We start from the raw sequence: 24,468 nt of genomic DNA on the forward strand, positions 1-24,468 counted from the left end.
CGCCGCTTCACCTGCGAGCTACCGCGGCTGTCCGCCCAACCCCGCCTGTGCATCGGCGTCGGCCCCCGGAACCCGCATTTCGAAGGTGTCCGTGACCACCGTGTAGTCGAAATACCCCATGCGGGCGATCGGCTTCACGGCCTCGATGTCCACTCGCCCGGTGTCGGTCAAGAACCGTTCGTCCAAGTGAATGCGCTCGACGGTCGCATACACCACGTCGATCGTTCCAACGTCGGACCTGCCCGGCAGGCGGTGCGTGGTGAGGTACTTGCACTCGTAGTGGAACGGGCTCTCCGCGACCATCGGGGTGTTTGAGAGGTCCGCATAAGAGCGCGTGACGTCTAGGCGGTCAAACTCGCTCTCCTCGGACGGCAAAACCATCGCACTGGTATTCACCGCATCCCGCAGATCCCACGTCGCCATGTTCCACACGAACCAACCGGTCTTCTCCGCGTTAACCACGGTGTCCTTGCGGCGACCGTCGGGGTATTGGTTCGCGGCAAACATGACCATTGGTGGGTCGAAAGTCAGGTTCTGCCACTGGCTATAGGGCGCAATATTCTCGACGCCGTCCTCACTGATACTCGAAAGCCAGCCAATGGGGCGCGGCACGGTCAACGCCTTGAACGGCGAGTGGGCCAGAGGCTTCTGTCCGGAATTCGGGTCGTATTTCACGAGGCAACCTTTTCTGTGGCAGGTTCGGAAGTCTCGAGAGGCTTTCCTGCGGGATTGAGGCCGCGGGCTTGATTGTGCTTGGCCAAGATGAGGTAGAGACCACCCGAGACCACCAAACCGATGATCCAGGCCACCTCGGCTCCACCGAAGAGATTCGCGATGGGACCCACGTACAGTTCGGAATTCATGAACGGAATCTGGATCAGAACGCCCAATGCGTAGGCGAGAAAAGCACCCTTGTTGATGGTTCCGTACGGTCCATTGCGCTCGAAGAGGGCGGCGACGTCGTACTTCTTATGGCGCACAAGGTAGTAGTCCACAAGGTTGATGGCCGACCACGGCGTCATGAAATACAGCAGGAACAACAGGAAGTCCGTAAACACGGCCACGAAATTATCCGAGGCCAACAGGGCGATGACCACGGCGGTCACGGAGATGATCAGCACGTAGACGGAACGCGCCTTGGGCTTGATGACCTCGTGGCGTGCGATGGCCGTGACGATGGTCGCCAGCGACATGAAACCACCGTAGGAACTCAAGGTGTTGCCCGTGAGTTTCCCGACGACGACGGCGAGCAACACCAACCAGAAGAACGAACCGGCCAGCCCAGACAGATACCCGACCTGATGCTCTCCGAAGGCCTCGCCGCCGAGCTGAGCGGCAAATGCGCCGACGGTCATGGCCAGGGAAGCGCCCAAGAAGCTGCCGGCGAAGGTCCAGCCGATGGTGGAGCGTTGCGTCGTCGACTCGGGAAGGTAGCGGCTGTAGTCGGCGATATACGGGCCGAAGGTCAGCTGCCACGATGCCGAGAGGGAGACGCCCAAAATGAACGGGGCCAGAGCGAAGCCGTTGCTCGCGGCGATGTCGTGACGCATGGGTCCACCCAAAATGATCACGAGCAATACGACGAACACCAAGCCGCTCAAGACGGAGGCCACATGCGAGAACTTGTGAATCCACTTGTAGCCGGCGATAGCGAGGACCGTGGAGAAGACGGCGAAGATCACCGCACCCCATCGCACGCTGACGTGGAGGAGAGTCGCTAGGGCCTGGCCGCCCAGGACAAGCCCCGTGGCGTAAAAGCCGATGTAGATAATCAACGCAAGGATCAACGGCAGGATTGCGCCGTAGTAACCGAACTGCGCGCGGGACTGGATCATCTGAGGCACGCCGAGCTGGGGGCCTTGGGCCGAGTGCAAAGCGGTGATGAAACCGCCCACCAGGTTTCCGATGATGATCGCGGGGATCGACCACAGCGCGGAATTGCCCAGGATCACGAAGAGTCCGCCGGTCACGAGGGCCGTGATGGAACTGTTCGCCGCAAACCAGAGGAAAAACAGGGAAAGGGGGGATCCGTGACGTTCCTTGGGTGGGATCCAGTCGATGGACCGCATCTCCATGGTTTTGGGGCCGACGTCGGGCGTGGTGGTCATGTGTCAATCTCCTCGTCATATCGCCGATCGAGTGATCTGCGACACTTATGTTGTGGGACACTCTACCGATATATCGGTTGTATATATAACCTCCACGCCAGAAATTTTTCTGACCTTTGAATCCTTGCCCGGAAGGACGCCGCATGACTCGCGCCGAGCGCACCGCCACCCCACGCTCCTTGACCGATCGAGCCTACGAACGGATCGAACACATGATCATCCACGGTGAGATCGAACCGCTGACCTTCGTCTCCGAGGCGGAATTCATGGAGCACACGGGTCTTGGTCGCACGCCGGTGCGGGAGGCGGTACATCGGCTCGCGAGGGAACGCATGGTCGAGATCCACCCGAATCGAGGCCTCCTCATCACGGACGTCGGAGCCGAAACCGAGATACGCATCTTGGAGCTGCGCCGAGAGTTGGACGGCCTCGCCGTGAGACTCGCCTGCGATCGCGCGACCCTCGCCGAACGCGAAGAGATCCAGACCATGGCCCACCGTCTCGCGACCGAAGAGTTCACGCTAGCCAGCTACTCCGAGACCGTCCGTGAGACCCACCGTCTGGTGCACGGGGCGGCCCATAATGACTTCCTGGTGGACGCGATGATTCCCCTACAGAACCTCTCGCGCCGGTTCTGGACCTCGCACGTGACCGACCCAGAGGACCTCGTGACCGGAGCGGGGCTGCACCGCCGGATGCTCGAAGCGATCCTGGAGAGGAACCCGGACGCGGGCGACGGCGCGGCCCGGGAACTCAACGACTATCTCCGCGGATTTGCCCAACGGGTGCTGAGCGCCTGATCGTTCCGGTATTCGTCCCCGGCTCCTAGGCTGGAAGCATGCAGATCGACATCCATCCCGGAGACATCACCCAATTCACTGCCGAGGCCATCGTCAACGCCGCGAATTCCTCGCTTCTGGGCGGCGGAGGCGTGGACGGCGCGATACACCGTGCCGGCGGGTCGAGGATCCTTGAAGAATGCCGTCACCTTCGGAAGACGCGCTTCCCTGATGGGTTGGAGGCAGGTCAGGCCGCCGCGACCACCGCCGGGAATTTGCCGGCCCGCTGGGTCATCCACACTGTCGGCCCGACCTATGCGTCCTCCCCGGAGAAATACGCGCAGAAGGCTCCGATCTTGGCCTCCTGCTACCGGACCTGCCTCCTAACTGCGGCCGAGCTCGGCGCAAAGACCATCGCTTTTCCCGCCATCTCGGCTGGCGTCTACGGGTGGCCGATGAAGGATGCGACCCGCATCGCCGTGGACACCGTGCGGGACATGAGTGCGCAGGTCGGCGAGGCCATCGACACCGTGACCTTTGTGCCGTTCGGCCGAGAGGCGGAAGATGGGTACCGAGCGGCCCTGACCGGATAGGCCCACGACGCTCCGATCCGGCCCTCCACCCCGGATCGCTCCACGATCAATGGGAGGAATTTATGGGACATCAGCCCGAGAACGTCCTGACGAAACTTGCGGACCAGATCGATTGGCAAGAAGAAATCTACAAAGACCTCCACAGCCACCCCGAGCTTGGAATGCAGGAGGAGCGCACCAGCACGGTCATCCAACGCGAACTCGCCGAGCTCGGATTGTCGCCGCAGGTGGTCGGCAAGACCGGCGTCGTCGCCGTCATCGAGAACGGCGACGGCCCCACGATCATGGCCCGGGCCGACGTCGATGCCCTGCCCGTGACCGAACGCACCGGTCTTGAGTACGCTTCAGAGAACGACGGCGTGATGCACGCGTGCGGCCACGACATGCACGTTGCCTGCCTGCTCGGGGCCGTCCGGTTGATGACCGAGCACAAAGATGCCTGGTCCGGAACGTACGTCGCGCTCTTCCAGCCTTCGGAAGAAAATGCGAAGGGCGCTCGCGCGATGATCGACGACGGCCTCGTCACGAAAGTGCCTCACCCGGAGGTCGTCGTGGGGCAACACGTCATGCCGAAGCCTGCCGGGCAGGTGTTCACGTCGTCCGGCCCCATGCTCTCGATGGCGGATTCGCTGAAGATCACGGTGCATGGCCGGGGTTCGCACGGTTCGATGCCGCACCTGTCGATTGACCCGGTGGTTTTGGCGTCGTCGATCGTCTTGCGCTTACAGACCGTGGTCTCGCGCGAGGTCGAGCCGGGCGCCTTTGCCGTGTTGACCGTGGGTGCGTTGTCCGCCGGAGACCAGGCCAATGTGATTCCGGATCGTGCGGAATTGCGCCTCAACCTCCGGACGTACGACGAGGAGGTGCGCAACCGCGTCGTCGCCTCGATCGAGCGGATCGTGCGCGGAGAGTGCGAAGCGGCCGGTTCTCCCGAAGAACCCGAGTTCGAGTACTACGACCAATTCCCGCTGACCGACAACGACTCGACCACGACGCACCGGGTAACCCAAGCGCTGCAAGATGGCTTCGAGACGGGCACGGTTCAGGAGGGTTCCCCGGCCACGGCGTCGGAGGATTTCAGTGAGATTCCGGAAGCCTTTGGAGTTCCGTACACCTACTGGTTCTTCGGCGGCGCGGACGCCACGACGTATGAGCAGGCAGAACAAAACGGCAGCATCCAGGAGGACATCCCTGCCAATCACTCGCCGTATTTCTATCCGGTGATTCATCCGACCCTTGAGACGGGCACCAAGGCTCAGGTGATCGCCGCGCTGGGATACCTAGGGAAGTAGCCCCGAATACACGAGGGCCCGCCGCACGGTGAAAACCGCGGGGCGGGCCCTGACGCTTGAAGCGGTGTGGAACTACTTGTTCAGGCGTTCCTGCGCCTCGGTAACCAGGCGCTCGGCCTCGGACTTGGGGCCCCAGCCTTCGCCCTTAACCCACTTACCGGGCTCAAGATCCTTGTAGCGCTCGAAGAAGTGCTTGATCTCGTCCTTCTTGAAGTCGTCGACGTCGTCGAGCGACTGGATGGAGTCGTAGCGCTTGTCGGTCGGGACGCACAGAACCTTGGCGTCGCCGCCGGCCTCGTCGGTCATGTTGAACACGCCGATGGGGCGGGCTTCCACGACGACGCCCGGGATGATGTCGACGTCCATCAGCACCATGGCATCCAGCGGATCGCCGTCTTCGCCCAGGGTGTTTTCGAAGTAGCCGTAGTGGGTCGGGTACTGCATCGAGGTGAACAGAACACGGTCCAGGTGCAAACGCCCCGTCTCGTGGTCGAATTCATACTTCACGCGGGATCCCTGCGGGATCTCGATCATGACCTCAAGTTCCATGATTGGTGCTCCTTGAACGTGTTTTCCGCGGCGATCCGCGGTGGATTGGGCCGCTGTGCGACCTTTCATCTTCACAATCTATCGCCCGGCACAACTTTGGGAAAACGTGAGCCGCGGTGGATGGGCATAAACTCGTGGGAGATCGTCATTCGGGCACCTGCCCATCCGTGCCGTAACCACCACATCTGACGTCAGGAGATCGATGAGCTCGCGCCGACCGCACACCTCGAAGCGGAAGCCCTCGCGGGGGTGGTGGGTCGGTTCGGCGATCGTCGCGGCCGGATGCATCGGCGTCGGGGCGTGGCTCGTGCCGACGGCGTCCGCGAACTGGGACCAGCTCACGGGCGCGGACCAGCCCCACCCTTTGTCCTCCAGTTCTTCGGCACCAGCATCACTGGCCGACCTTCCCAGCGATGCGCCGCAACCAACAGCCGAACAGGTGAGCGGGCCGCTCTCCCAGATCGCCCAAAAGCTCGGCGGGGGAGGCACCATGTCTGCGCAGGTGGTCGACGTTCAGAGCGGCAAGGTGCTGTATTCCGACGCCGCCGAGCACCCCGTGACCCCGGCGTCGAACCTGAAGCTCCTGACGGAATTTGCACTCCTCAGCCACTCGGACCCCAACGCTCGGTATTCCACGGACGCCTATCTCGCACAGGACTCTTCCTCACTGAACCTGGTGGCAGGCGGTGACACGATGCTCGCAGACGGTTCCTCGGAGGACGGCGAGGTGCTCGGCCACGCAGGTCTGGGGACCCTCGCGGAGCGCACCGTGGATCGTCTCGCGGCCGACGGTGTGAAGGGGAATCTTCCGGTGAATCTCGACGCCTCGATGTACACCGGTCAGGCGGTCAACCCGGCCTGGGCACCGGAAGACGTCGACAGCGGGTACGCCACCGGGATTTCCCCGATCGCCCTGTGGGACCACCACACGCAGCGCCCCAGCGATGGAGAAGACGTGTCTCACCGCCCCGAAAATGCCGGAGCCGATGCCCTCAAGTCCTACGTCGATGCCCTCAACCGAGCCGGCGCCCAACACGGTTTGAGTTTTTCGAGCGGTTCGACCTCAGCGGCCGCAACCGATCGCGACCACGACCAACGCGTCGCGTCGGTCGAATCGGCCACCGTCCTGGAACAGGCCCGCTACATGATGGAGAACTCAGACAACGTCTTGGCCGAAGTGCTCGGCCGCAATGCTGCGGTATCCGCCGGGAACGAAGGCTCCATTGACGGCGCCATCAAGACCGTGAAATCGTCCCTCGAAGACGCCGGAATCTCGACCGAGGGATTGACTCAAAAGGATTCGAGCGGGCTCTCTGCGGGTAACCGCGTGACCCCGGTGACTCTTTCGCACGTGATCGCGAAAGCGACTCAGTCCCGCACCGCCACCGCCGATCTCGCCGAAACCTTGCCCGTGGGTGGTGGAACCGGAACCCTGGCCGGTCGGTTCGAAGGTAAGGACACGAGCGTCGCTCAAGGAAAGGCCCGGGCCAAGACGGGAACCTTGCTGACCGTGAATTCCCTGACGGGATACACCACGACCAGCAAGGGCCGGCTCCTGGCCTATTCCCTGGTGGTCAACGACGTTAAGGATTCCAAGGCCGCAGTGACGGCCCTGGACGAATCCGTCGCGCGGCTCACCGAACTCTGAGCCCGCTAGAGCGGCGGATGTCCAAGGCCATCACCGATTGTTCACTGGTGCTGAGGTGAGGATGATGCCGATTCCAACTCTCGTGCAAGATCGGCCGTCAGCTTATTGGGGATGGCGGTCAGCTCGTCGGGTGTCGACCTGACGACTCTGCGAATCCGTGTTGCCGGGAGGCGGAGGGTTCGGACATCGCTCATCGCGGCGAGCGTGGTCAGTCGGCCGTCACGGTTGATATCCACGGCGACCGGGGTTGAGGAAATTGTTCCGTCGCCATCGAAATCGATAGGTCCATTAGCCGCAACCTTTTGATAACCATTGGTCCCACGGTATTCGTACGCGTAACCGGCGGTGCTAGGGCCAAATCCTTCAGATTCGATGAGGGCGTTTTCATCGAGCGGTCGCATGGTGCGCGTCGAATATCCGTAATACCGAGAATTGTTCATTCTCGGAACGCCGGAAACCTGATATCGATAATTCATGACACTCAGATATTGAGGCTTGCCATTAATGTCATCCGAACCTCCATGACCTAATCCGAGATTATGACCTAATTCATGAATAAACGTTCCCACTCGAGCGCCTTCGGAGGCTCGTCCCCAGAAACGCGGACCGACTGTTACGAGAAACTCCATGCCGTTCACCCAGGAGATTCCTGAAGAACCTTGACCGCCATAAGAGTCTCCCCAAATCATGTAATGGAAAATCCCTCGTCGGTTGGGGTCGGATTCGGATTGGCGGTAGCGAGTCACGTCGAACATTCCTCTCGGCAAATCGTTGTGAGGAATTTCGTTGCCGCCGCCCAAGTCGTAGGCATCGCCACGGGCGGGGCCGGCGTCGAGGTGAATGGCAATGCCGCGGGAACCGTCGGGATTGATCATCGGAATTTCGGCGAAACTCTCGACGATTAGATCCAGCTCATGCTGTGGCGGCAGCAATCCGGGCATGTAGTCCATCTCGACAAAGAGGTCTTTGTGGTGAGGGGAAGCGCCCATTGCGGGAAGGTCGACGTCCACGACCCCGTCGCCGTCGGCGTCGTATCCGTGCTCTTCCCATGCGTCGGGAATTCCGTCCCGGTCGCGATCGCCAGAGCTTGCGGCTTGGGCGGCAGGGAGGCCGCATCCGACCACCGAGATGGCGATTCCCCACGTCAGAATGTGTTTCATAAGTTTTCGGAATCTCATGAAGTTCTCATGCCTCTTCTGAAAAGAATAGTGAATCTATGAATAGTCACAGGAAGCCCGCGACGAGAATTAGAATAAGGGATTCGAGAGGGGCGATTTTTGCGAGGTTCTGTGAATCGACTCTCCAGCATTCATTGGTTATGGAGTGGGAGTTAACTGTGCAATATATGCCTGACCTGCGAATTCGTCCGTCTCGCCGTGGGCTGGTGAAGTCCGTTGCCTGGTCGGTCCCTCTGATCGCCGCCTCGGCGACCGTTCCCGCACGGGCAGTTTCTTCGGACGACGAGGTCACGGCCGACATCGGATTGTTTGTTCAGGTGGCAGACCAGAACTGGGATAACGCGTACGACACCGTCTTTGGGGTGACCTCCTTCGCGGGGCAATCGTCCGACCCGTCCGGAAATCAATCCCGGGATACGCGCGATCAGGCCACACCCGTCGGTTTCGTCGCGTCGGCCGGCGGCACCTTCACCCCTGGAGGCACGCTTCAATACGACGGTGTTGACGGATATGGCGGGGCCGGCCTGTATGTGTCCATGCCGAAGACCTCGGACGGGCAATGGTTGCCCGGACGGACCCTTCTGAGCAGTGGGACCGTCATCGAGGTGGAATACCGCATGACCTTCACCGACGATCCGCCCTACGAACCGATCACCTGGGTTGACGGACAGACGGACGAATTTCCGGCATTGCCACAAGGGGGAAATGCGCAACGCGCAGCCCTCAATGCCGCCGACTTTGAGGCCACCTTCCAGACGCCGACCGTCACGGATAGTGAATGGCGCGGCATCCAGCGGGTCGAACTCACCTCGGACCTGATGGTTGACCAGACCGACGTGCCCTACGCACAGATTTTGACGAGCCATCAGCCGGTCTATTACACGGAACACGGCCCCCGGTCGATGCAGGCCACGGTGACGCTCGTGAGCGGAACCCTGATCATCGAGCCGGAAGACCGAGATCGTCAGGTCATCACCGTGGATGGAAAGACCGCGAGCGCAATCCTCTCGATCGACGAGGAACAAAGCGACCCCAACGACGAACAAAACACCGCCGAAGCGAACGGGTAGAACCGCTTTTCGCTCGTCGAGGACTAGCCCGCAAGCCTGCGTTGGCGGGGGCCGGATATGACAAGGTGGGGTCCATGAGCGAGAACATCATCAGTTGGAAGTCCGCCGCCGCTACCGCAGCGCGCCTCACGCCGGCGGGTCCCAAGGTGACTGCCGCGGAGGTGCGCGGCGCCGTCGAATCTATTCGGTATTTCGCGACGGCGTCGGTAGACCACGTGCATCGCATCACCGGCCTGGACGCCGCCGAGAACCTCCACGATTCCGAGGTCTTGGTGGTGGACCGCGCCGGGTGGTCGAGGGCAAATGCTCAGACGTTCTCGTTCCTGTTGAACCGCTTGATCCAATCCGGCCTGAAAAGCCGTTTCGATCACATGGGGGAGATGGACCGCAAGGTCGCCGAGGTGGGAACCGCTATCGAGCTGGGCGGCGTCTTGGGTTTCATGTCCAGCAAGGTGCTCGGGCAATACGACCCCTTCGCCGCCCTCGGAGGTTTTGGGGCGTCGGGCGGCCGGTTGTTACTCGTGGCACCCAACGTGCTCATGATCGAGAAGGAACTCAACCTCGACCCCGAGGACTTCCGCCTGTGGGTGTGCCTCCACGAGCAGACGCACCGGGTGCAATTTGCCGCGGCGCCTTGGCTGCGCGAGCACATGCTCGATCTCATGTCCCGCCTGCCCGAGTCCGTTTCGGGAGGCGGGCAGGAGCTGGTCCAGCGGTTGGTGCAAGGAGCAAGTGAGGCCGTCAAGAATTCCTTCTCCTCGTCGTCTCAGGATGTCGAGACCCCCGACGGCTCCGAGCCGGAGCAGGGTGGGCTGCGGCCGGTTCCGAAAAACCGCATGTCGTCCTTGCTCGACGAGGAATCCGCGGCCGTGTTTTCCCAACTCACCGGCATCATGAGCCTCATGGAAGGCCACGCCAACGTGGTCATGGACGCGGTGGACTCCAGCATCGTGCCGTCGATCAAGACCATTCGCCGTCGTTTCGATCGTCGGGCCAAGAACCGCGGGGCGTTGGACACGATGATTCGCAAGGCCATGGGCCTGGACATCAAGATGCGTCAGTACCGGGACGGTCAGAATTTCGTGCGCGCCGTCGTTGACGCTCACGGCATGGATCAGTTCAATCGCATCTGGGACGGGCCCGAGAACCTTCCGAGCGAACTCGAAATCCACAATCCCAGCTTGTGGGTCGAGCGTGTTTTGGGGGAGAGCCCGTGGATCGCGGAAGATGAATCTTCTGAGAATTCCGTCGCCGACGACGCCGACCGGAGGGGAGAAGCCGCCGCGCGCTATCCGGGAGATGAGCGCTAATGGCGCAGTCCGGCAGGGAAGGCCGGTTGCATCCCGCGGTAGGCGCTGCCCGTCATCACACGGTTGCTCACCTGAAGCGCCACCTTCCGGGATTCGATGCGGCGCCCACGGGTAAGTCTGGACAGCGCTCTTCCGGCGAGGTCCAGCGGGATCTCGAATCGTTGCCGCTGGTGCTGGTTGCGTGCAGTGGGGGGCCCGACTCCCTCGCGTTGGCCTCTGTCGCCGCGCATTTTTCCCGCCGGGGAGACCTTCGGGCGGGAGCGGTCGTCGTCGACCATGACCTGCAACCGGGGAGTGCGGAACAAGCAGAGCGAGCGGCCGACCAGTGCCGAAAGCTTGGGCTGGACCCGGTGCGTGTGGTGACCGCGGCCGTAGAACGCAACGGAATGGGCCCGGAGATGGCTGCCCGGACGGCCCGATACGACGCTTTGGAGGAAGCCGCGCGTGAGGTGGGAGCCTCGGCCGTCCTCCTGGGGCATACCCTTGACGACCAAGCGGAAACCGTATTGCTCGGGCTGAGCCGCGGGTCGGGAACACGTTCACTGGCGGGCATGCCGGAAGCTCGTGAGTTGCGCGAAGGTAGCGGCGGTCCGTTGGTCTTACGTCCGTTGCTCACGCTCAGGCGTGAAGACACCCACGCCATCTGTGAGGCGGAAGGCCTGTCGCCGTGGAGCGATCCGACCAACGAGGAACGCACCTTCCGTCGAAACCAGGTACGCCACGAGGTCCTGCCCTACCTGGAGGACCGGCTCGGACCAGGCATTTCGGTGGCGCTGTCCCGGACGGCATCCGTCCTCGGTGCGGACGCCGAATTGCTGGAAGATTTGACCGACGAAGCCCTCCGTGCCGCCGCCGTGGATCCCGCAGCCTATCAGGCGGTCCCCGACTCTCAAGGGCGGGTTGCTGCCGGATTGTCGATGCCTGCCCTCCGCGAGATGCACCGGGCCATCCGGCGTCGGGTGCTCGCGCGAACCGTCGTCGGCATTGGGGGAGAGTCGCCGAGCTTCGAGAGGCTCGGGGCCATGGAGGACCTCTTGGAGCCGACCGGAAAATCTGGACCCATCCAGTTGGCGGGTCACGTTGCGGTGTGGCGGTGCCGTCCGTTGCCCACCGGCGGACGCCGCGGTGCCGCCCGAGAGGGTGCTTTGATCTATGTCGTGACGGACTGACCTGGCCGTGCCCACCCCACCCCGATGGAGCACTCGCGGCGAGGACGGGTAGAGTGACCATGTGCCGCCGCGGTCCGGGCGGATTCCCTCCGCAAGGCGCACGCCACAGACTTCACAACTCACGCAGGAGACACCAGTGGACGCACAGGACGTCAAGGACGATCTGAAACACGTTCTCTTCACCAATGAGGAGATTCAGGCCAAGATCTCGGAGCTCGCGGCTCAGATCGACAAAGACTACGAAGAACGAGACGTCCTCCTGGTTGGCGTGCTCAAGGGCGCGATCATGGTCATGGCCGACCTCTCCCGCGCTCTGCATGCGCACTACACCATGGACTGGATGGCGGTGTCCTCCTACGGCTCGGGCACCAAATCGTCCGGCGTCGTGCGCATCCTCAAGGATCTGGACACGGACCTTCACGGCCGCGACGTTCTGATCGTCGAGGACATCATCGATTCCGGGCTCACCCTCTCGTGGCTGAAGTCCAACCTGGAATCCCGGGGCGCCAACTCCGTGGAGATTTGCGCACTCCTGCGTAAGCCCGCCTCGGTCAAGACCGACATTCCCGTCCGTTACATCGGCTGGGACATCGATCCGGAATTCGTGGTCGGCTACGGTCTCGACTTCGCCGAGCAATACCGCAATCTCGACTGCATCGGAACGCTCGCACCCCACGTCTACTCCTAGGGTCGGTGGCTTCCCTCGAAGGCCGCTGACGCAGTGTCCGCTGTGAGGTGAAGGCTCAACGATCTTCAGCTCACGGCGGTACCCTGTTCCGAAGTACCCAATCGCGACCGTGAACGCCTCACGCGAAGGAACAAAGCTTGGCTCAGCAGAACACTCACCGGAAGAAGACCCTGCGGGAACGAATTCTCAAGGGACCTTATTTCTGGATCTTTTTGGCGCTCTTGGTCCTCCTGCCGATGATCTTTGTCTCGACGTCGTCCAGCAGCAATCGCGTGGACACCAACGTCGGCATGAAGTTGCTCAAGGACGACAAGGTCGACGAGGCCAAAATCTACGACGGCGACCAAAAGGTGGAGCTGTCCCTCAAGGACTCGTACCACGAGGGCGATCGCGACCTCGGCAAAAATGTTGAGTTCTACTATGTGCAGCCGCGTGCCGGCGACGTCGTCAAGGCGATGGACGACGCCGGGCTGAAGGGCTACACGGACCAGCCGGTTCAAAACAACTGGTTCACCTCGATGCTGGGCTTCATTGTTCCGTTCATCATCGTGATGTTGCTGTTCTGGTTCCTGCTCTCCCGCATGGGCGGTGGCGGCGGCCAGATCATGAGCTTCGGCAAGTCCAAGGCCAAGAAGTTCAATAAGGAAAACTCCACGGTCAAATTCCACGACGTCGCCGGTGCGGATGAGGCCGTCGAGGAGCTGCAGGAAGTCAAAGAATTCCTGACCGACCCCGCACGCTTCACTTCGGTCGGAGCCAAGATCCCCAAGGGCGTTTTGCTCTATGGCCCTCCCGGCACGGGTAAGACCCTGCTGGCCAAGGCCGTTGCCGGTGAGGCCGGAGTTCCGTTCTACTCGATTTCGGGTTCGGACTTCGTGGAAATGTTCGTCGGTGTGGGCGCGTCTCGCGTGCGTGACCTCTTCGAACAGGCCAAGCAAAACGAGGCCGCGATCATCTTCGTGGACGAGATCGACGCCGTCGGCCGCCAGCGCGGTGCCGGCATGGGTGGCGGCAACGATGAGCGTGAACAGACGCTGAATCAGCTGCTCGTCGAAATGGACGGGTTCGACGAGAACACCAACATCATTTTGATTGCCGCGACCAACCGGCCTGATGTGCTCGATCCGGCCCTCTTGCGTCCCGGCCGTTTCGACCGACAGATCGGCGTGGACGCCCCGGACCTCAAGGGTCGCCTGCACATCCTGAAGGTGCATTCGCAGGGCAAGCGTTTGGCCCAGAACGTGGACCTGGCGACCGTGGCCAAGAGGACCCCCGGATTTACGGGTGCGGACCTCGCCAACGTCATGAACGAGGCGGCCCTCCTGACTGCCCGTTCCAACGCTCAGATCATCGACGACCGAGCCCTCGACGAAGCGATCGACCGCGTGATCGCCGGACCGCAGCGGCGTTCGCGTCTCATGAAGGAACTCGAGCGCAAGATCACCGCGTACCACGAGGGCGGTCACGCCCTGGTCGCCGCGGCCCTGCGGAACACGGACCCGGTCACCAAGATCACCATCCTTCCTCGAGGCCGGGCCCTCGGCTACACCATGGTCATGCCGGTGGACGACAAATACTCCACGACGCGCAACGAGCTGTTGGACCAGCTCGCGTACGCCTTGGGTGGCCGAGCCGCGGAGGAGATCGTGTTCCACGACCCCTCGACTGGCGCAGCCAACGACATCGAGAAGGCCACCGGAACCGCCCGCAAGATGGTCACCGAGTACGGCATGAGCGCCCTGGTGGGTTCGGTCAAGCTCGGCTCCGGTAGCAGCGAACCGTTCATGGGGCGCGACGGCGGATCCGGCGGACCCGAATACTCGGATCAGCTCGCCGCGACCATCGACTCCGAGGTCCGGGCCCTGATCGACCGGGCCCACGATGAGGCTTACGAGATCCTGATGGAGAACCGCGACGTTCTGGACCGTTTGGCCTTCGAGTTGCTCGACAAGGAAACGTTGAACGAGCGCGAAATTGCCGAGATCTTCCGCGATGTCCGCAAGCGTCCGTTGCGCGACGTCTGGCTCTCCAAGAACTCGCGACCGGTTTCGGAGCTCCCTCCGATCACCACTCCCGCCGAGAAGCAGGAAGCCGCCGAGGCAGGAGCCGAGGATCCCGAAACCATGGCTCCTCAGGATCAGGCCGTCGCGGCCAAGCCCGAGCATCCGCTGGAGGTCCCGGAGAACTCCACCGGCGCGACCCCGCCGGACAACGGTCCACAGCCCGGCCCCGGAGAACCCGGAACGGACGAGCCCGGTAACGGCCCCTCGGGTGCCCAGGGCACCGGCGATCGGCAGGACGACCGGGGGTAATCGTGGACCTTCCCCGCATCGAGTCCGCCGTCCGTGAGATCCTTTCCGCCATTGGAGAGGATCCCGACCGCGACGGGCTGAAAGAGACCCCGGCCAGAGTCGCCCGGTCCTACGCCGAGGTCTTCTCCGGAATGGCCTCGGCCCCGGCCGAGCTCTTGGAGACGACCTTCGACATCGGCCACTCCGAGATGGTGCTGGTCAAGGACATCGACTTTTTCTCGATGTGCGAGCACCATCTCGTGCCGTTCTTCGGGCGTGCACACGTTGCGTACATTCCGGGTGAGGATGGCCGCGTCACGGGGCTGTCCAAGCTCGCTCGGCTCGTCGACCTGTACGCCAAACGACCGCAGGTTCAGGAACGCCTGACCACACAGGTCGTCGAGGCCCTCGAGAAATTCCTGCATCCGGCAGGGTCGATCGTCGTCGTCGAAGGCGAACACATGTGCATGGCCATGCGAGGCGTCCAAAAGCCCGGCACCCAGACCATCACCTCGGCCGTGCGCGGCCAGCTGCGCGATCCCGCGACTCGAGCCGAGGCCATGAGCCTCATTCTCGGGGGAGCGCGCCGGTGACTCCCGCTTCGGCTCAGAGTGCCGTCGCACCGAGCAATGGCCGAAACCCAGATGTTATGAACCTCCGCGGGTGGGGTTGCTGGGAGAACCTCCCGAAAAACCGGACCCTCGTGATGGGAATTCTCAACGTCACGCCGGATTCCTTTTCCGACGGCGGCTTGCACGACGAACCCTCACAGGCGGTTCGGCACGCGATGCGATTGGTCGCGGACGGGGCGGACCTCATCGACGTCGGCGGCGAATCCACCCGCCCGGGAGCCGAGCCTGTGCCGCCCGAGGTCGAGCGACAACGAATCCTCCCCGTCATTCGAGAATTGGCCGATCGAGACGTCGTCATGTCGGTGGATACGATGCACGCGGAGACGGCCCGGGCCGCGGTCGAGGCTGGGGCGCACATCATCAACGACGTCTCCGGGCAGCGGCTCGACGACGCGATGATCGACGTCGTCCGCGAAACCGGCGTGCCGTACATCTTGATGCACGCTCGGGGAGATTCACGCTCCATGGATAGCCTGGCTCACTATGACGACACCGTGGAGGACGTCCGTTCCGAACTTGCCCAGTGGCGTCACCGTCTGCTCGACGCCGGAGTGCCGGCCGAGAAGATCATCGTCGACCCAGGGCTGGGATTTGCCAAAGGCGGGGTCCAGGATTGGGAATTGCTGGCCGGTATGGATCGCATCGTTGACCTCGGCCATCCCGTGCTCATCGCTGCATCTCGAAAACGATTCCTCGGCACCCTCTTGGGGGAAGCCCGGGCATCGATTTCTGGGACCCCTGAGGCCAGCGTCCGTGAGGTGCCTCGACCCGCTGAGCGAGACGCGGCCACGGCCGCCATCTCGGCCCTTGCCGCGGAGCACGGAGCGTGGGCGGTCCGTGTTCACGACGCCGCTTCGTCGCGAGATGCGGTAGAAGTCACCCGTCAACTACTCGCGGTCAAGGGGGCCCGTCCAGCATCCTGATACAAAGGATTACTGAGCATCGACCGGCGATGCGCCCCCACGGACCCACAAGGAAGGCCAGTAGATGACGGAGAAGCTCGAAGCGGCGAGCATGGCGTTGCCCCGCCACGCCACGGACCGCCGGGATCAGATTTCGATCACCGGCATCGGGGCCGTGGGCTATCACGGCGTCTTCGAGAATGAGCGCCGGGTGGGTCAACCCTTCTTCGTGGACGTCACGCTGTTCTCCGATTGCGCGACCGCCGGTCGCACCGACGACCTACACGACACCATCCACTACGGAGAGGTCGCGGAGACCATCAAAGAGGCCATCGTTGGTCCGCCTCTCAATCTCATCGAGGCGCTCGCCGAACGCATTGTGCAAAATCTCTTCGAAAAATTTGGGATTTCCGCGGTGGAGATCACCGTCCACAAACCCAAAGCGCCCATCGAGGTCACTTTCGCCGACGTGGCCGTGACCATCTACCGGGAGAACACATGAGCGCCGTCTCCGTCATCGCTCTCGGCTCGAATTTGGGCGAATCCCGCGACACCCTGGCGCGCGCCATCACGGCTCTGATCGATCACGAGAAGATCACCCTCGAGGCGACGTCGCCCATCGCGGTCACCGCAGCAGTGGGTGGGCCCTCGGGGCAGCCGGATTACCTCAACCAGATCATCCGGATTCGCACCGAAATGAGCCCCTTCTCGCTGTTGCGTCACGCTCAGCAGATCGAAGAGGACTTCCACCGAGTCCGGACCATTCGCTGGGGGCCGCGCACTCTCGATGTGGACATCGTGACCTTCGACGACCTGTTCATGGACGAACCCGAGCTGTGCCTACCGCATCCGCGAGCCGCTGAACGTGCCTTCGTCTTGGCGCCCTGGGCCCGGATGGACCCCGACGCCGAGCTCGACGGCCAGTCTGTTGCGGTCCTCGCCTCCCGGGCCGCGGACCGAGACGGCATCCGCGGCTATCTGGACGAGAAGGACGGCGAGGTTAGGCCGTGAAACCCCTTCGGTACCGTTGGTTGGCGTTGATGGCAGCCATTGCCTTGGCAGTCAGCGGAGTCGCCTGTGGGCTATGGCCCGACGTGCGCCGCGTCGTCTTTACGGTGCCCTGGGTTACCCTCGCGTTCAGCGTGGTGTTGGCTCTCGTGGCCTTGGCCCTCGCCTGGCGTGTGAGGGCCTACACCAAGGAACCGAAGCGGCGACCGATCAACGCCGTCTTCGCCTCCCGCATAGCGGTCCTCGCGCAAACATGCGCCGTCTACGGGGCGCTCCTCTTCGGGTGGGCCGGGGGTCTGCTGCTGTACGACCTCTCCCTCTTGAGATACCGTTCAGTAACGGAGAACCTGCCCCTGACTGTGGCAAACGTCGTCGTCGGGTTCGGAGTATGTGTTGCCGGCTGTCTCGCGGAGACCTGGTGTAAACGCCCACCGGACGACCCCACGGACTCTCAGGGTTCTCGCGATGCACGAGCTCACGACTACCCCGAAGGAGAAGGCGGGTATGCCCGACACGGAGACCATTGATGGCCCGCTCGAGTCCACGCCCGAACATCCACGCTTAGGGCCCGGTGGCCCGAAATTCGAGGCTCGTCTCCGGAGCCTCGACGCCTGGGACACCGAATGGATTCGTCCAGATCGTCGGTTCCTCCAGGTTCTTTTGCTGTCCGAAGCAATCAATGGGTTGATCGGCGTCGTCCTCCTTTGCATCCCCCTGATCTTGGTGCTGACCGGGATCTGGACCTGGCCGTGGCTCTGGCTGGCGATCCTCGTTCCCGCGCTACTTGCAGCGAGCGTGGTGATTAACATGATGCTGACTCCACGGCGCGCGCGAGCCCACGGCTACGTGGAACGAGAAGAAGACCTGCTGGTTCGACGCGGCGTCATCCGGCATCGAGTCAACGCGATTCCATACGGCCGCCTCCAATACGTCGAGGTCTCCGTGGGACCCATCGACCGAATCTTCGGATTGGCCACGGTGGAAATACACACGGCTTCCTCCTCCACGGATTCCAAAATTCGCGGCATCTGCGCCGATGACGCCGCGCGCTTGCGTGAAGACCTTTCACGTCGTGGCGACGACCGCCTCGCGGGGCTCTAATGAGTGAGAACACCACCGACGGATCGCACCATGACTCGAAGGAAACCCACTGGGAGCGCGTCCATCCGCTGAGTCCCTTGGCACGTTTTTGGGTGGCCATCGCCGTTGTCATCTTTACTCTGGGTAGGAACGTCCTGGAGGACGTTATCGAAGGCGACCAAGGTGCCAACGAGTTCTGGGGAGGGATCGGTCAAACCATCGCGTCGCTGACCCTGATCGCCTGGCTCAGCTTCACGGGAATGGTCGTCGTCCTTCTAGGAGGCATGTTCTGGAGTTGGTGGTTTACACGGTATGCCGTGACCAGCGATTCGGTTCGTCTTCGGAGAGGCTTGGTCTTCCGGAGCGATAAACAGGCCCGTTTGGACCGAGTGCAGACCATCGAAATTTCTCAACCGTTTTTCGCCCGGTTGGTGGGGTTGGCGGAACTGCGGTTTAACGTCGCAGACTCCGGAGATTCCACCCTTCACCTGCAATATTTGCGCCGGCGAGATGCCGAAAACTTGAGATCCAGGCTCTTGGGCCAGAAGCATGATTTGGCGCGTGAGGCCTCAGAGGAGGGGGCTCCCCTGAGTGAGGAATCCGCCGCGGACCGGCGTCACACCACGAGCGAGCGCCCAGCCGTTCACGCTAACGGCGCCTCGACCGCACCCGCCGTCGTCGAAGGAACCGAGCCCACGGAAGGCCGCGTCCTCGCCCAGATGTCCGTGGGACGCGCGCTGGGGGCGACCTTCTTATCAGGTACGGGCCTGTGGCTCGCCGTGGTCCTTCTCGGCGCGGCGATGGTTACGGTTTTCGTGCCTGACGTGGGGTTCGTGACCTTCATCCCGACGGTCTTGGGCTTCGGCAGTGTGATCTGGTCCAGCATCAATGAGGGATCGAATTTCCGCATCGCGCGGACCTCCGAAGGGTTCCGGGTGCGTCACGGGCTGACCTCGACCTCGGCGCAATCCATTCCGATCGGACGAATCCAGGCGATCGGCATCGAACAACCGTGGCTCTGGCGATTCCCGGGATGGTTCCGTGTGCGGATTAACTCCGCCGGAATGAGCACTCTGAAAGGGGAGGACTCCCAGCATCTCCTCTTGCCCGCAGGCACGGGCCAAGAGCTGCTGAACATCTTGCCGCACGTGGTGGAATCCTCGAGTGACGGTGGCCTTGACGGTTACGCATTGCGCGAGGCCCTCGAAGGTCATGGCTCCGAGCACGGTTTCGTCGTCGCCCCACGGCGCTCGCGGTGGCTGGACCCGTTGGAGTATCGGCGGAACGGCTACGCCAGCACACGGGAACTCTTGCTCTTCCGTAGAGGGTGGTTAAACCGTCGGCTCTCGGTCATTCCGCACGCGCGAACGCAATCGGCGGCCATTATTAATGGACCGATCACGCGCCGACTACGGCTCGCGGATGTCCGCCTCGACTCTGTGGGAGGAACCGTCGACACGCTGGTCGAACACCTCGACCTCGACGACGCCCGCCAACTCATTCGGGAGCAGGCCGAACGTGCCTCCTTCGCCCGCCGACTTGACGTTTCGGCTGCGACCGGCGGATCGTCGAGTGCACCATGGAAATCTTTGACCGAAAGCGAAATACCACGTGACTGAAGCCTCTCACCGCCCCGGACGTCTCGGCATCGGCATCATTGGGGCGGGTCGCGTGGGCGCCGTTCTGGGCGCCGCGTTGCACGCCGCGGGGCACGCGATCGTGGGCGTACACGCCGTGTCGGAAGAGTCACGTACCCGGGCCGAAGCGCTCCTGCCAGAGGTCCCGGTCCTGCAGATTCCAGAGATCGTGGAACGTAGCGAGGTGGTTCTCTTTGCGGTGCCCGACGACGCCCTGGAATCTTTGATCGCGGGCTTGGCCAGCGGGGGTCACTTCTCTTCGGGGCAAATCCTGATTCACACTTCTGGGCGCTACGGCATCGACGTCTTGGGTCCGGGGCGTGAAGTGGGCGCGATCGGGCTCGCCATCCATCCCGCCATGACGTTTACGGGTTTGTCCCTGGACCTCACGCGTCTGCGAACCGCCTCATTTGGTGTGACGGCTCCAGGTCCTTTCCTCCCGATTGCTCAGGCACTTGTGGTGGAGATGGGTGGAGAGCCCGTGCCCATCGCGGAGGGGGATCGCCCTCTCTATCACGCCGCCTTGGCACACGCGTCGAATCACACCGTGACTCTTCTCGGACAGGCCTCACAGATCTTGGCCAGCATCGGCGTCGACGACCCGGGGGAGTTGCTCGGTCCGCTCGTGCGAGCCAGCGTGGATAACGCGCTGGCGTCGGGGGACAGCGCCCTCACCGGACCGGTGGTGCGCGGCGACGTCGGAACGGTCGAGTCCCATCGCGACATCTTGCGAGGCTTCGCCTCGGAAGAGGGCGCCCCAGACATCGGGGAGGCTTACCTGGCGTTGGCTAGGGCCAGCGCCGAACGTGCGCACCGCCGCGGTGCTCTGGGGGACGAGTCATATCGTCGTATTCTTCGTGCTCTGGCTCTCGATGAGGGGTCTGGAAGTGAAAGCGACGAGACAGATCAGTAAACTTTGTAGCGGCCGTTCACGCATCGGGCGAGACTGTTCTCTGCGCGTCGGCCTCACTTACCGGGTCGGCCAGAGAGGTCGACATGACGTCTGGTACCGGTGAAGGAAGGACGACTATGACGGGTGAGCTTTATGTTGCTCGCACCCTGGAAGAATTTTTCGCCCAGATCAGCCAACGAATGGGCGAAGCCGAGGCTCGAATCCACGCGGAAGAATCCGAGCGGATCACCTCTGAGGGAATGGACCCGGCCAGCGAACCCGGCCAGCCCCGCGTCGCGACCATGGGCCTCGTCCCCACGATGGGCGCCCTCCACCAGGGCCACGCGACCCTCATCCGTCGCGCTCGGGAACAGAACGACGTCGTCGCGGTCTCCCTCTTCGTGAACCCCCTCCAATTCGGTCCGAATGAGGATTACGAGAAGTACCCTCGAACCGAGGAGAAAGACCTCGAGATGCTCCGCGAATACGGCGTGGACATCGCGTTCGCCCCGGATCTCGAGGCCATGTACCCGGATGGTGAGCCGCTCGTGCGGGTCAGCTCAGGAAAACTGGGCACCATGTTTGAAGGCGCGGCCCGACCGGGGCACTTCGACGGCGTCTTGACCGTGGTCAATAAGCTCTTCAACGTGGTCGTCTCGGCGGCGGGAACGTACCGCGCCCGGGCCTACTTCGGGCAAAAAGACGCTCAGCAAGTCGCCCTGGTGCAACGCATGGTTGCGGACTTCAACATCCCCATCACCGTGTGCCCGGTGGCCATAGTCCGCGACGACGATGGCCTCGCTCTTTCTTCTCGCAACGTTTACCTTTCCCCGGAGCAACGCCGTGCGGCCCTCGTCCTGTCTCGGACCTTGGCCCTGCTGCGCGAGGAAGGCCTCTCCCGTGGGTATGCAGGTATCGACGTCGACGCCGCGAGGGAGCGCATTTCAGAGCGCGACGGTGTCGAACTCGAATATCTGGAGATCGTTGATCCCACGACCTTCGCGGCCCCAACCGAAAATTCCGAACGTGCCACCGCGCTAGCGGCGATCCGGGTGGGCGAGACGCGCCTGTTGGACAACATGGACGTCATCTAGAAGTTCGCTTCCCCGTACCTTTCCTTCCAGGAACCAACGATAGGCTTGAGACCGTGACTACCTCAGATTCGACCTCCCAGCAGCCGCACGCCACCGATACCTCCGCCGAGGTCAACGAGCAGATGCGAATCCGCATGGACAAACGCGCGGAATTGCTGAAGCGGGGCCGCGAGTCGTACCCGGTCGGCGTGCCCGTCACGCGAACCATCCAGTCCATTCGCGAGCAGTACGAAGGTTTGGAAGCCGGCGATGAAACGGGCGACGTCGTCGGCGTGGCCGGTCGCGTGGTGTTCGTGCGCAATACCGGCAAGCTGTGCTTCGCGAGCCTCCAGGCCGGCGACGGCACGCGCCTTCAGGCCATGATCTCGTTGGCCAAGGCCGGCCAGGACAACCTGGATGACTGGAAAGCCCTGGTAGACCTGGGAGACCACGTGTTCGTGCACGGCGAGGTCATCAGTTCTCGCCGCGGAGAGCTCTCCGTGATGGTGGACGAGTGGAGCATGGCATCCAAGTCACTGCGTCCTTTGCCCACCCTCCACAAGGACCTCAACGAGGAAACCCGAATCCGCCAGCGGTACTTGGACCTCATGGTGCGTCCGGAAGCGCAGGAAGTCGTCCGACGCCGGGCCAAGATCATCAACACCGTTCGCCAGGTGATGATCGACGAAGGCTACATCGAGATCGAAACCCCGATGTTGCAGCTCGTGCACGGCGGCGCGACCGCTCGGCCTTTCGCCACGCACCTCAACGCCTTCGACCAGGACATGACGCTGCGCATCGCGACCGAGCTGTACCTCAAGCGCGCGGTAGTGGGCGGCATCGACAGGGTCTTTGAGATGGGACGAGTCTTCCGGAATGAGGGTGTGGATTCGACCCACAGCCCCGAATTCACGACGATTGAGGCCTACCAAGCCTACGGTGACCAGTTCACGATGGCCGAGCTGATCCACAAGATCATCATGGCCTGCGCGGATGCCGTGGGCATTCATCAGATCGAGACCGACGCCGGAACCGTGGACCTCACGGGTGAGTGGCAGTGGCTTGGCGTCTACCCGGGCCTGTCCGAGGCCGTGGGCCAGGAGATTACCCCAGAGACGCCCGCCGAAACCCTGCGTGAGATCGCCCGGCAGCGCGACGTCTCGGTGGACCCCGCGTGGGGCGCCGAGAAGCTCGTCATGGAGCTGTTTGAAGAATTCGTGGAGCCTACGCTCATTAATCCGACCTTTGTGTGTGATTATCCGCCGTCGGCCCAGCCGCTTGCGCGTCCGCACCGTTCGAAGCCCGGGGTTATTGAGGCCTGGGACCTCATCATTGGTGGCATGGAGCGCGGAACGGCATTCTCCGAGTTGATCGACCCGGTGATTCAGCGTGAACGCCTGACCGAACAGTCTCGGATGGCTGCGGGTGGCGACGAAGAAGCCATGCAATTGGACGAGGATTTCCTGCGCGCCCTGGAACATGCGGCACCGCCGATGGGCGGATTCGGTTTGGGAATTGATCGTTTGATCATGTTGTTTACTGGATTGGGCATCCGCGAAACCATTCTGTTTCCGCTGATGAAACCCGAATAGATTCGGGTAATCCAAGGATCGGGCCTCGTTGCCCGGAGAGAAGGTCAAGCCGTGGAATATGTGGCCGTTTTACTGCCATCTGTGGCGATCGGCGTCGTCTTCTACGTGTTGATGCGCTGGGCGTTCCGGGCGGACAGCGCAGAACGTAAAGCACGCAGCACCTCGGAGGACGACGCACGGCGTTGGTATGAGGAAATTCGACAGCGAGAGGGCGATGGAGAGATTTTCCAACCCCGCGCTGACAAGGATTCATAAGTAATTCCCAGGAAGTACATTGCTGATCCTGCGGATTCGACTGTGAATTTCTTCTTTTGATTGATAACCTGTGACTCATACGAATAAAAAGTCACATTGGCTTTAGTGTCGCGATTCGAGTGTTGGGGACACTGGCATCGCTCATCGTTTTTACGGTCGAGAACGCAAATCCGCGCCGGCCGGATGCTCACAAGGATTGAGGAGACATTCATGGCTCAGAAAGTAAAGATCATTCTGGAAGATGACCTCGAGGGCGGCTCGGCAGACGAGACGGTTCGCTTTGGTCTGGATGGCGGTCAGTACGAAATTGACCTCACCTCCGAGAACGCCGCTAAGCTCCGGGATGCGATCCGTCCTTACGCCGCCAAGGCTCGGCGCGTGCAGGCTCGTACCGCCGCTCGCACGTCGGCCAAGGGCTCGGGTCAGGTTCGTAACCCTGAGACCGCGTTGATCCGTAAGTGGGCCAAGGACAACGGTTACAACGTTTCCGACCGCGGCCGCATTCACCAGGAGATTCAGGACGCGTACTACGCGGCACGTAAGAAGGACTCCTAAGTCATTTACGAGAAATTGCCTGAGGCGACGAATCTTCTCCGATGAGGAGTTGCTTGAGAGGTAATTTTCCAGCTCAGGGCGGAAATGCAGACGCATTTTCCGCCCTGAGCTTTATGTCGTCTCGCCGCTGGCGAACAGCTCAGGATCAGGGATTTTCTCTGCGTAGC

At 62.3% G+C, this 24,468-nt stretch carries 25 protein-coding genes; 21 read left to right on the forward strand and 4 right to left on the reverse strand.

Annotated features, from left to right (window positions below):
• Positions 1 to 18 precede the first annotated feature (18 nt).
• Both D8M21_RS06280 and D8M21_RS06285 read right to left on the reverse strand, forming a co-directional pair.
• Positions 19 to 675, reverse strand: coding sequence for a flavin reductase family protein (locus D8M21_RS06280; protein ID WP_048681875.1), 657 nt, complete (start codon positions 673 to 675; stop codon positions 19 to 21).
• The gene (locus tag D8M21_RS06285) at positions 672 to 2,108 is read right to left on the reverse strand and encodes a purine-cytosine permease family protein (RefSeq protein WP_048681872.1); all 1,437 of its coding nucleotides are present in this window, start codon (positions 2,106 to 2,108) and stop codon (positions 672 to 674) included. Before D8M21_RS06285 ends, D8M21_RS06280 begins: the two co-directional genes overlap by 4 nt.
• Positions 2,109 to 2,251: 143 nt before the next feature.
• Between D8M21_RS06285 and D8M21_RS06290 the strand changes: the two genes are divergently transcribed.
• The 3 genes from D8M21_RS06290 (at position 2,252) to D8M21_RS06300 (ending at position 4,772) form a co-directional block, all read left to right on the forward strand.
• Positions 2,252 to 2,908 (forward strand): GntR family transcriptional regulator, encoded by a 657-nt coding sequence (locus D8M21_RS06290; RefSeq protein ID WP_048681870.1) that lies wholly within the window; start codon positions 2,252 to 2,254, stop codon positions 2,906 to 2,908.
• A gap of 38 nt (positions 2,909 to 2,946) precedes the next feature.
• A complete protein-coding gene (locus D8M21_RS06295) occupies positions 2,947 to 3,480 on the forward strand; it encodes an O-acetyl-ADP-ribose deacetylase (protein WP_048681867.1) in 534 nt (177 codons plus the stop codon).
• Between the two features lie 62 nt (positions 3,481 to 3,542).
• A complete protein-coding gene (locus D8M21_RS06300; protein WP_048681865.1) occupies positions 3,543 to 4,772 on the forward strand; it encodes an amidohydrolase in 1,230 nt (409 codons plus the stop codon).
• Positions 4,773 to 4,844: 72 nt separating this feature from the next.
• Here D8M21_RS06300 and ppa read toward each other — a convergent pair whose 3' ends face one another.
• The gene (gene ppa / locus D8M21_RS06305; protein WP_048681862.1) at positions 4,845 to 5,321 is read right to left on the reverse strand and encodes an inorganic diphosphatase; all 477 of its coding nucleotides are present in this window, start codon (positions 5,319 to 5,321) and stop codon (positions 4,845 to 4,847) included.
• 202 nt (positions 5,322 to 5,523) lie between these two features.
• On the opposite strand from ppa, the gene dacB reads away from it, so the two are divergent.
• Positions 5,524 to 6,969 carry a D-alanyl-D-alanine carboxypeptidase/D-alanyl-D-alanine endopeptidase gene (gene dacB, locus D8M21_RS06310; protein ID WP_048681859.1) on the forward strand — a complete coding sequence of 482 codons (1,446 nt, stop codon included), beginning with the start codon at positions 5,524 to 5,526 and terminating at the stop codon, positions 6,967 to 6,969.
• A gap of 41 nt (positions 6,970 to 7,010) precedes the next feature.
• On the opposite strand, the gene D8M21_RS06315 is transcribed toward dacB, so the two are convergent.
• The gene (locus D8M21_RS06315; RefSeq protein ID WP_126855727.1) at positions 7,011 to 8,129 is read right to left on the reverse strand and encodes a M66 family metalloprotease; all 1,119 of its coding nucleotides are present in this window, start codon (positions 8,127 to 8,129) and stop codon (positions 7,011 to 7,013) included.
• 185 nt (positions 8,130 to 8,314) lie between these two features.
• Here D8M21_RS06315 and D8M21_RS06320 point away from each other — a divergent pair, with 185 nt between their 5' ends.
• From D8M21_RS06320 to D8M21_RS06400, 17 genes are all read left to right on the forward strand, one after another.
• Entirely contained in the window at positions 8,315 to 9,217 is a 903-nt protein-coding gene (locus tag D8M21_RS06320) for a hypothetical protein (RefSeq protein WP_048681854.1), read from the forward strand.
• Between the two features lie 74 nt (positions 9,218 to 9,291).
• A complete protein-coding gene (locus tag D8M21_RS06325) occupies positions 9,292 to 10,527 on the forward strand; it encodes a zinc-dependent metalloprotease (RefSeq protein ID WP_065424294.1) in 1,236 nt (411 codons plus the stop codon).
• Entirely contained in the window at positions 10,527 to 11,696 is a 1,170-nt protein-coding gene (tilS, locus tag D8M21_RS06330) for a tRNA lysidine(34) synthetase TilS (RefSeq protein ID WP_048681852.1), read from the forward strand. The genes D8M21_RS06325 and tilS overlap by 1 nt, the downstream gene beginning before the upstream one ends.
• A gap of 136 nt (positions 11,697 to 11,832) precedes the next feature.
• Complete coding sequence (hpt, locus tag D8M21_RS06335; RefSeq protein WP_048681850.1) at positions 11,833 to 12,384, forward strand: hypoxanthine phosphoribosyltransferase; 552 nt, start codon at positions 11,833 to 11,835, stop codon at positions 12,382 to 12,384.
• 137 nt (positions 12,385 to 12,521) lie between these two features.
• Positions 12,522 to 14,696, forward strand: a complete 2,175-nt coding sequence (ftsH, locus tag D8M21_RS06340) for an ATP-dependent zinc metalloprotease FtsH (RefSeq protein ID WP_193389227.1) — start codon at positions 12,522 to 12,524, stop codon at positions 14,694 to 14,696.
• A 2-nt stretch (positions 14,697 to 14,698) separates the two neighbouring features.
• Positions 14,699 to 15,268: a GTP cyclohydrolase I FolE gene (folE, locus tag D8M21_RS06345; RefSeq protein WP_048681847.1), complete on the forward strand. Its 570-nt coding sequence runs from the start codon at positions 14,699 to 14,701 to the stop codon at positions 15,266 to 15,268.
• A 56-nt stretch (positions 15,269 to 15,324) separates the two neighbouring features.
• The gene (folP, locus tag D8M21_RS06350) at positions 15,325 to 16,230 is read left to right on the forward strand and encodes a dihydropteroate synthase (protein WP_048681844.1); all 906 of its coding nucleotides are present in this window, start codon (positions 15,325 to 15,327) and stop codon (positions 16,228 to 16,230) included.
• 64 nt (positions 16,231 to 16,294) lie between these two features.
• The gene (folB, locus tag D8M21_RS06355; RefSeq protein WP_048681841.1) at positions 16,295 to 16,711 is read left to right on the forward strand and encodes a dihydroneopterin aldolase; all 417 of its coding nucleotides are present in this window, start codon (positions 16,295 to 16,297) and stop codon (positions 16,709 to 16,711) included.
• Complete coding sequence (gene folK / locus D8M21_RS06360; protein ID WP_048681838.1) at positions 16,708 to 17,220, forward strand: 2-amino-4-hydroxy-6-hydroxymethyldihydropteridine diphosphokinase; 513 nt, start codon at positions 16,708 to 16,710, stop codon at positions 17,218 to 17,220. The genes folB and folK overlap by 4 nt, the downstream gene beginning before the upstream one ends.
• Entirely contained in the window at positions 17,217 to 17,744 is a 528-nt protein-coding gene (locus D8M21_RS06365) for a DUF3180 domain-containing protein (RefSeq protein WP_048681837.1), read from the forward strand. Before folK ends, D8M21_RS06365 begins: the two co-directional genes overlap by 4 nt.
• A complete protein-coding gene (locus D8M21_RS06370; RefSeq protein ID WP_082156816.1) occupies positions 17,722 to 18,318 on the forward strand; it encodes a PH domain-containing protein in 597 nt (198 codons plus the stop codon). Before D8M21_RS06365 ends, D8M21_RS06370 begins: the two co-directional genes overlap by 23 nt.
• Positions 18,318 to 19,916, forward strand: coding sequence for a PH domain-containing protein (locus tag D8M21_RS06375; protein WP_126855728.1), 1,599 nt, complete (start codon positions 18,318 to 18,320; stop codon positions 19,914 to 19,916). The genes D8M21_RS06370 and D8M21_RS06375 overlap by 1 nt, the downstream gene beginning before the upstream one ends.
• Positions 19,909 to 20,847: a Rossmann-like and DUF2520 domain-containing protein gene (locus D8M21_RS06380; RefSeq protein ID WP_048681831.1), complete on the forward strand. Its 939-nt coding sequence runs from the start codon at positions 19,909 to 19,911 to the stop codon at positions 20,845 to 20,847. The genes D8M21_RS06375 and D8M21_RS06380 overlap by 8 nt, the downstream gene beginning before the upstream one ends.
• Positions 20,848 to 20,963: 116 nt before the next feature.
• On the forward strand, positions 20,964 to 21,920 hold the full coding sequence (gene panC, locus D8M21_RS06385) for a pantoate--beta-alanine ligase (RefSeq protein WP_053089998.1): 957 nt from the start codon (positions 20,964 to 20,966) through the stop codon (positions 21,918 to 21,920).
• Between the two features lie 122 nt (positions 21,921 to 22,042).
• On the forward strand, positions 22,043 to 23,491 hold the full coding sequence (lysS, locus tag D8M21_RS06390; protein ID WP_082156838.1) for a lysine--tRNA ligase: 1,449 nt from the start codon (positions 22,043 to 22,045) through the stop codon (positions 23,489 to 23,491).
• Between the two features lie 60 nt (positions 23,492 to 23,551).
• Positions 23,552 to 23,746 (forward strand): hypothetical protein, encoded by a 195-nt coding sequence (locus D8M21_RS06395; protein ID WP_238651096.1) that lies wholly within the window; start codon positions 23,552 to 23,554, stop codon positions 23,744 to 23,746.
• A 210-nt stretch (positions 23,747 to 23,956) separates the two neighbouring features.
• Positions 23,957 to 24,301 carry a histone-like nucleoid-structuring protein Lsr2 gene (locus D8M21_RS06400; protein ID WP_048681824.1) on the forward strand — a complete coding sequence of 115 codons (345 nt, stop codon included), beginning with the start codon at positions 23,957 to 23,959 and terminating at the stop codon, positions 24,299 to 24,301.
• Positions 24,302 to 24,468 lie beyond the last annotated feature (167 nt).

The sequence above is a fragment of the Kocuria sp. HSID16901 genome (assembly GCF_003989425.1).
Lineage (GTDB): Bacteria > Actinomycetota > Actinomycetes > Actinomycetales > Micrococcaceae > Rothia > Rothia massiliensis.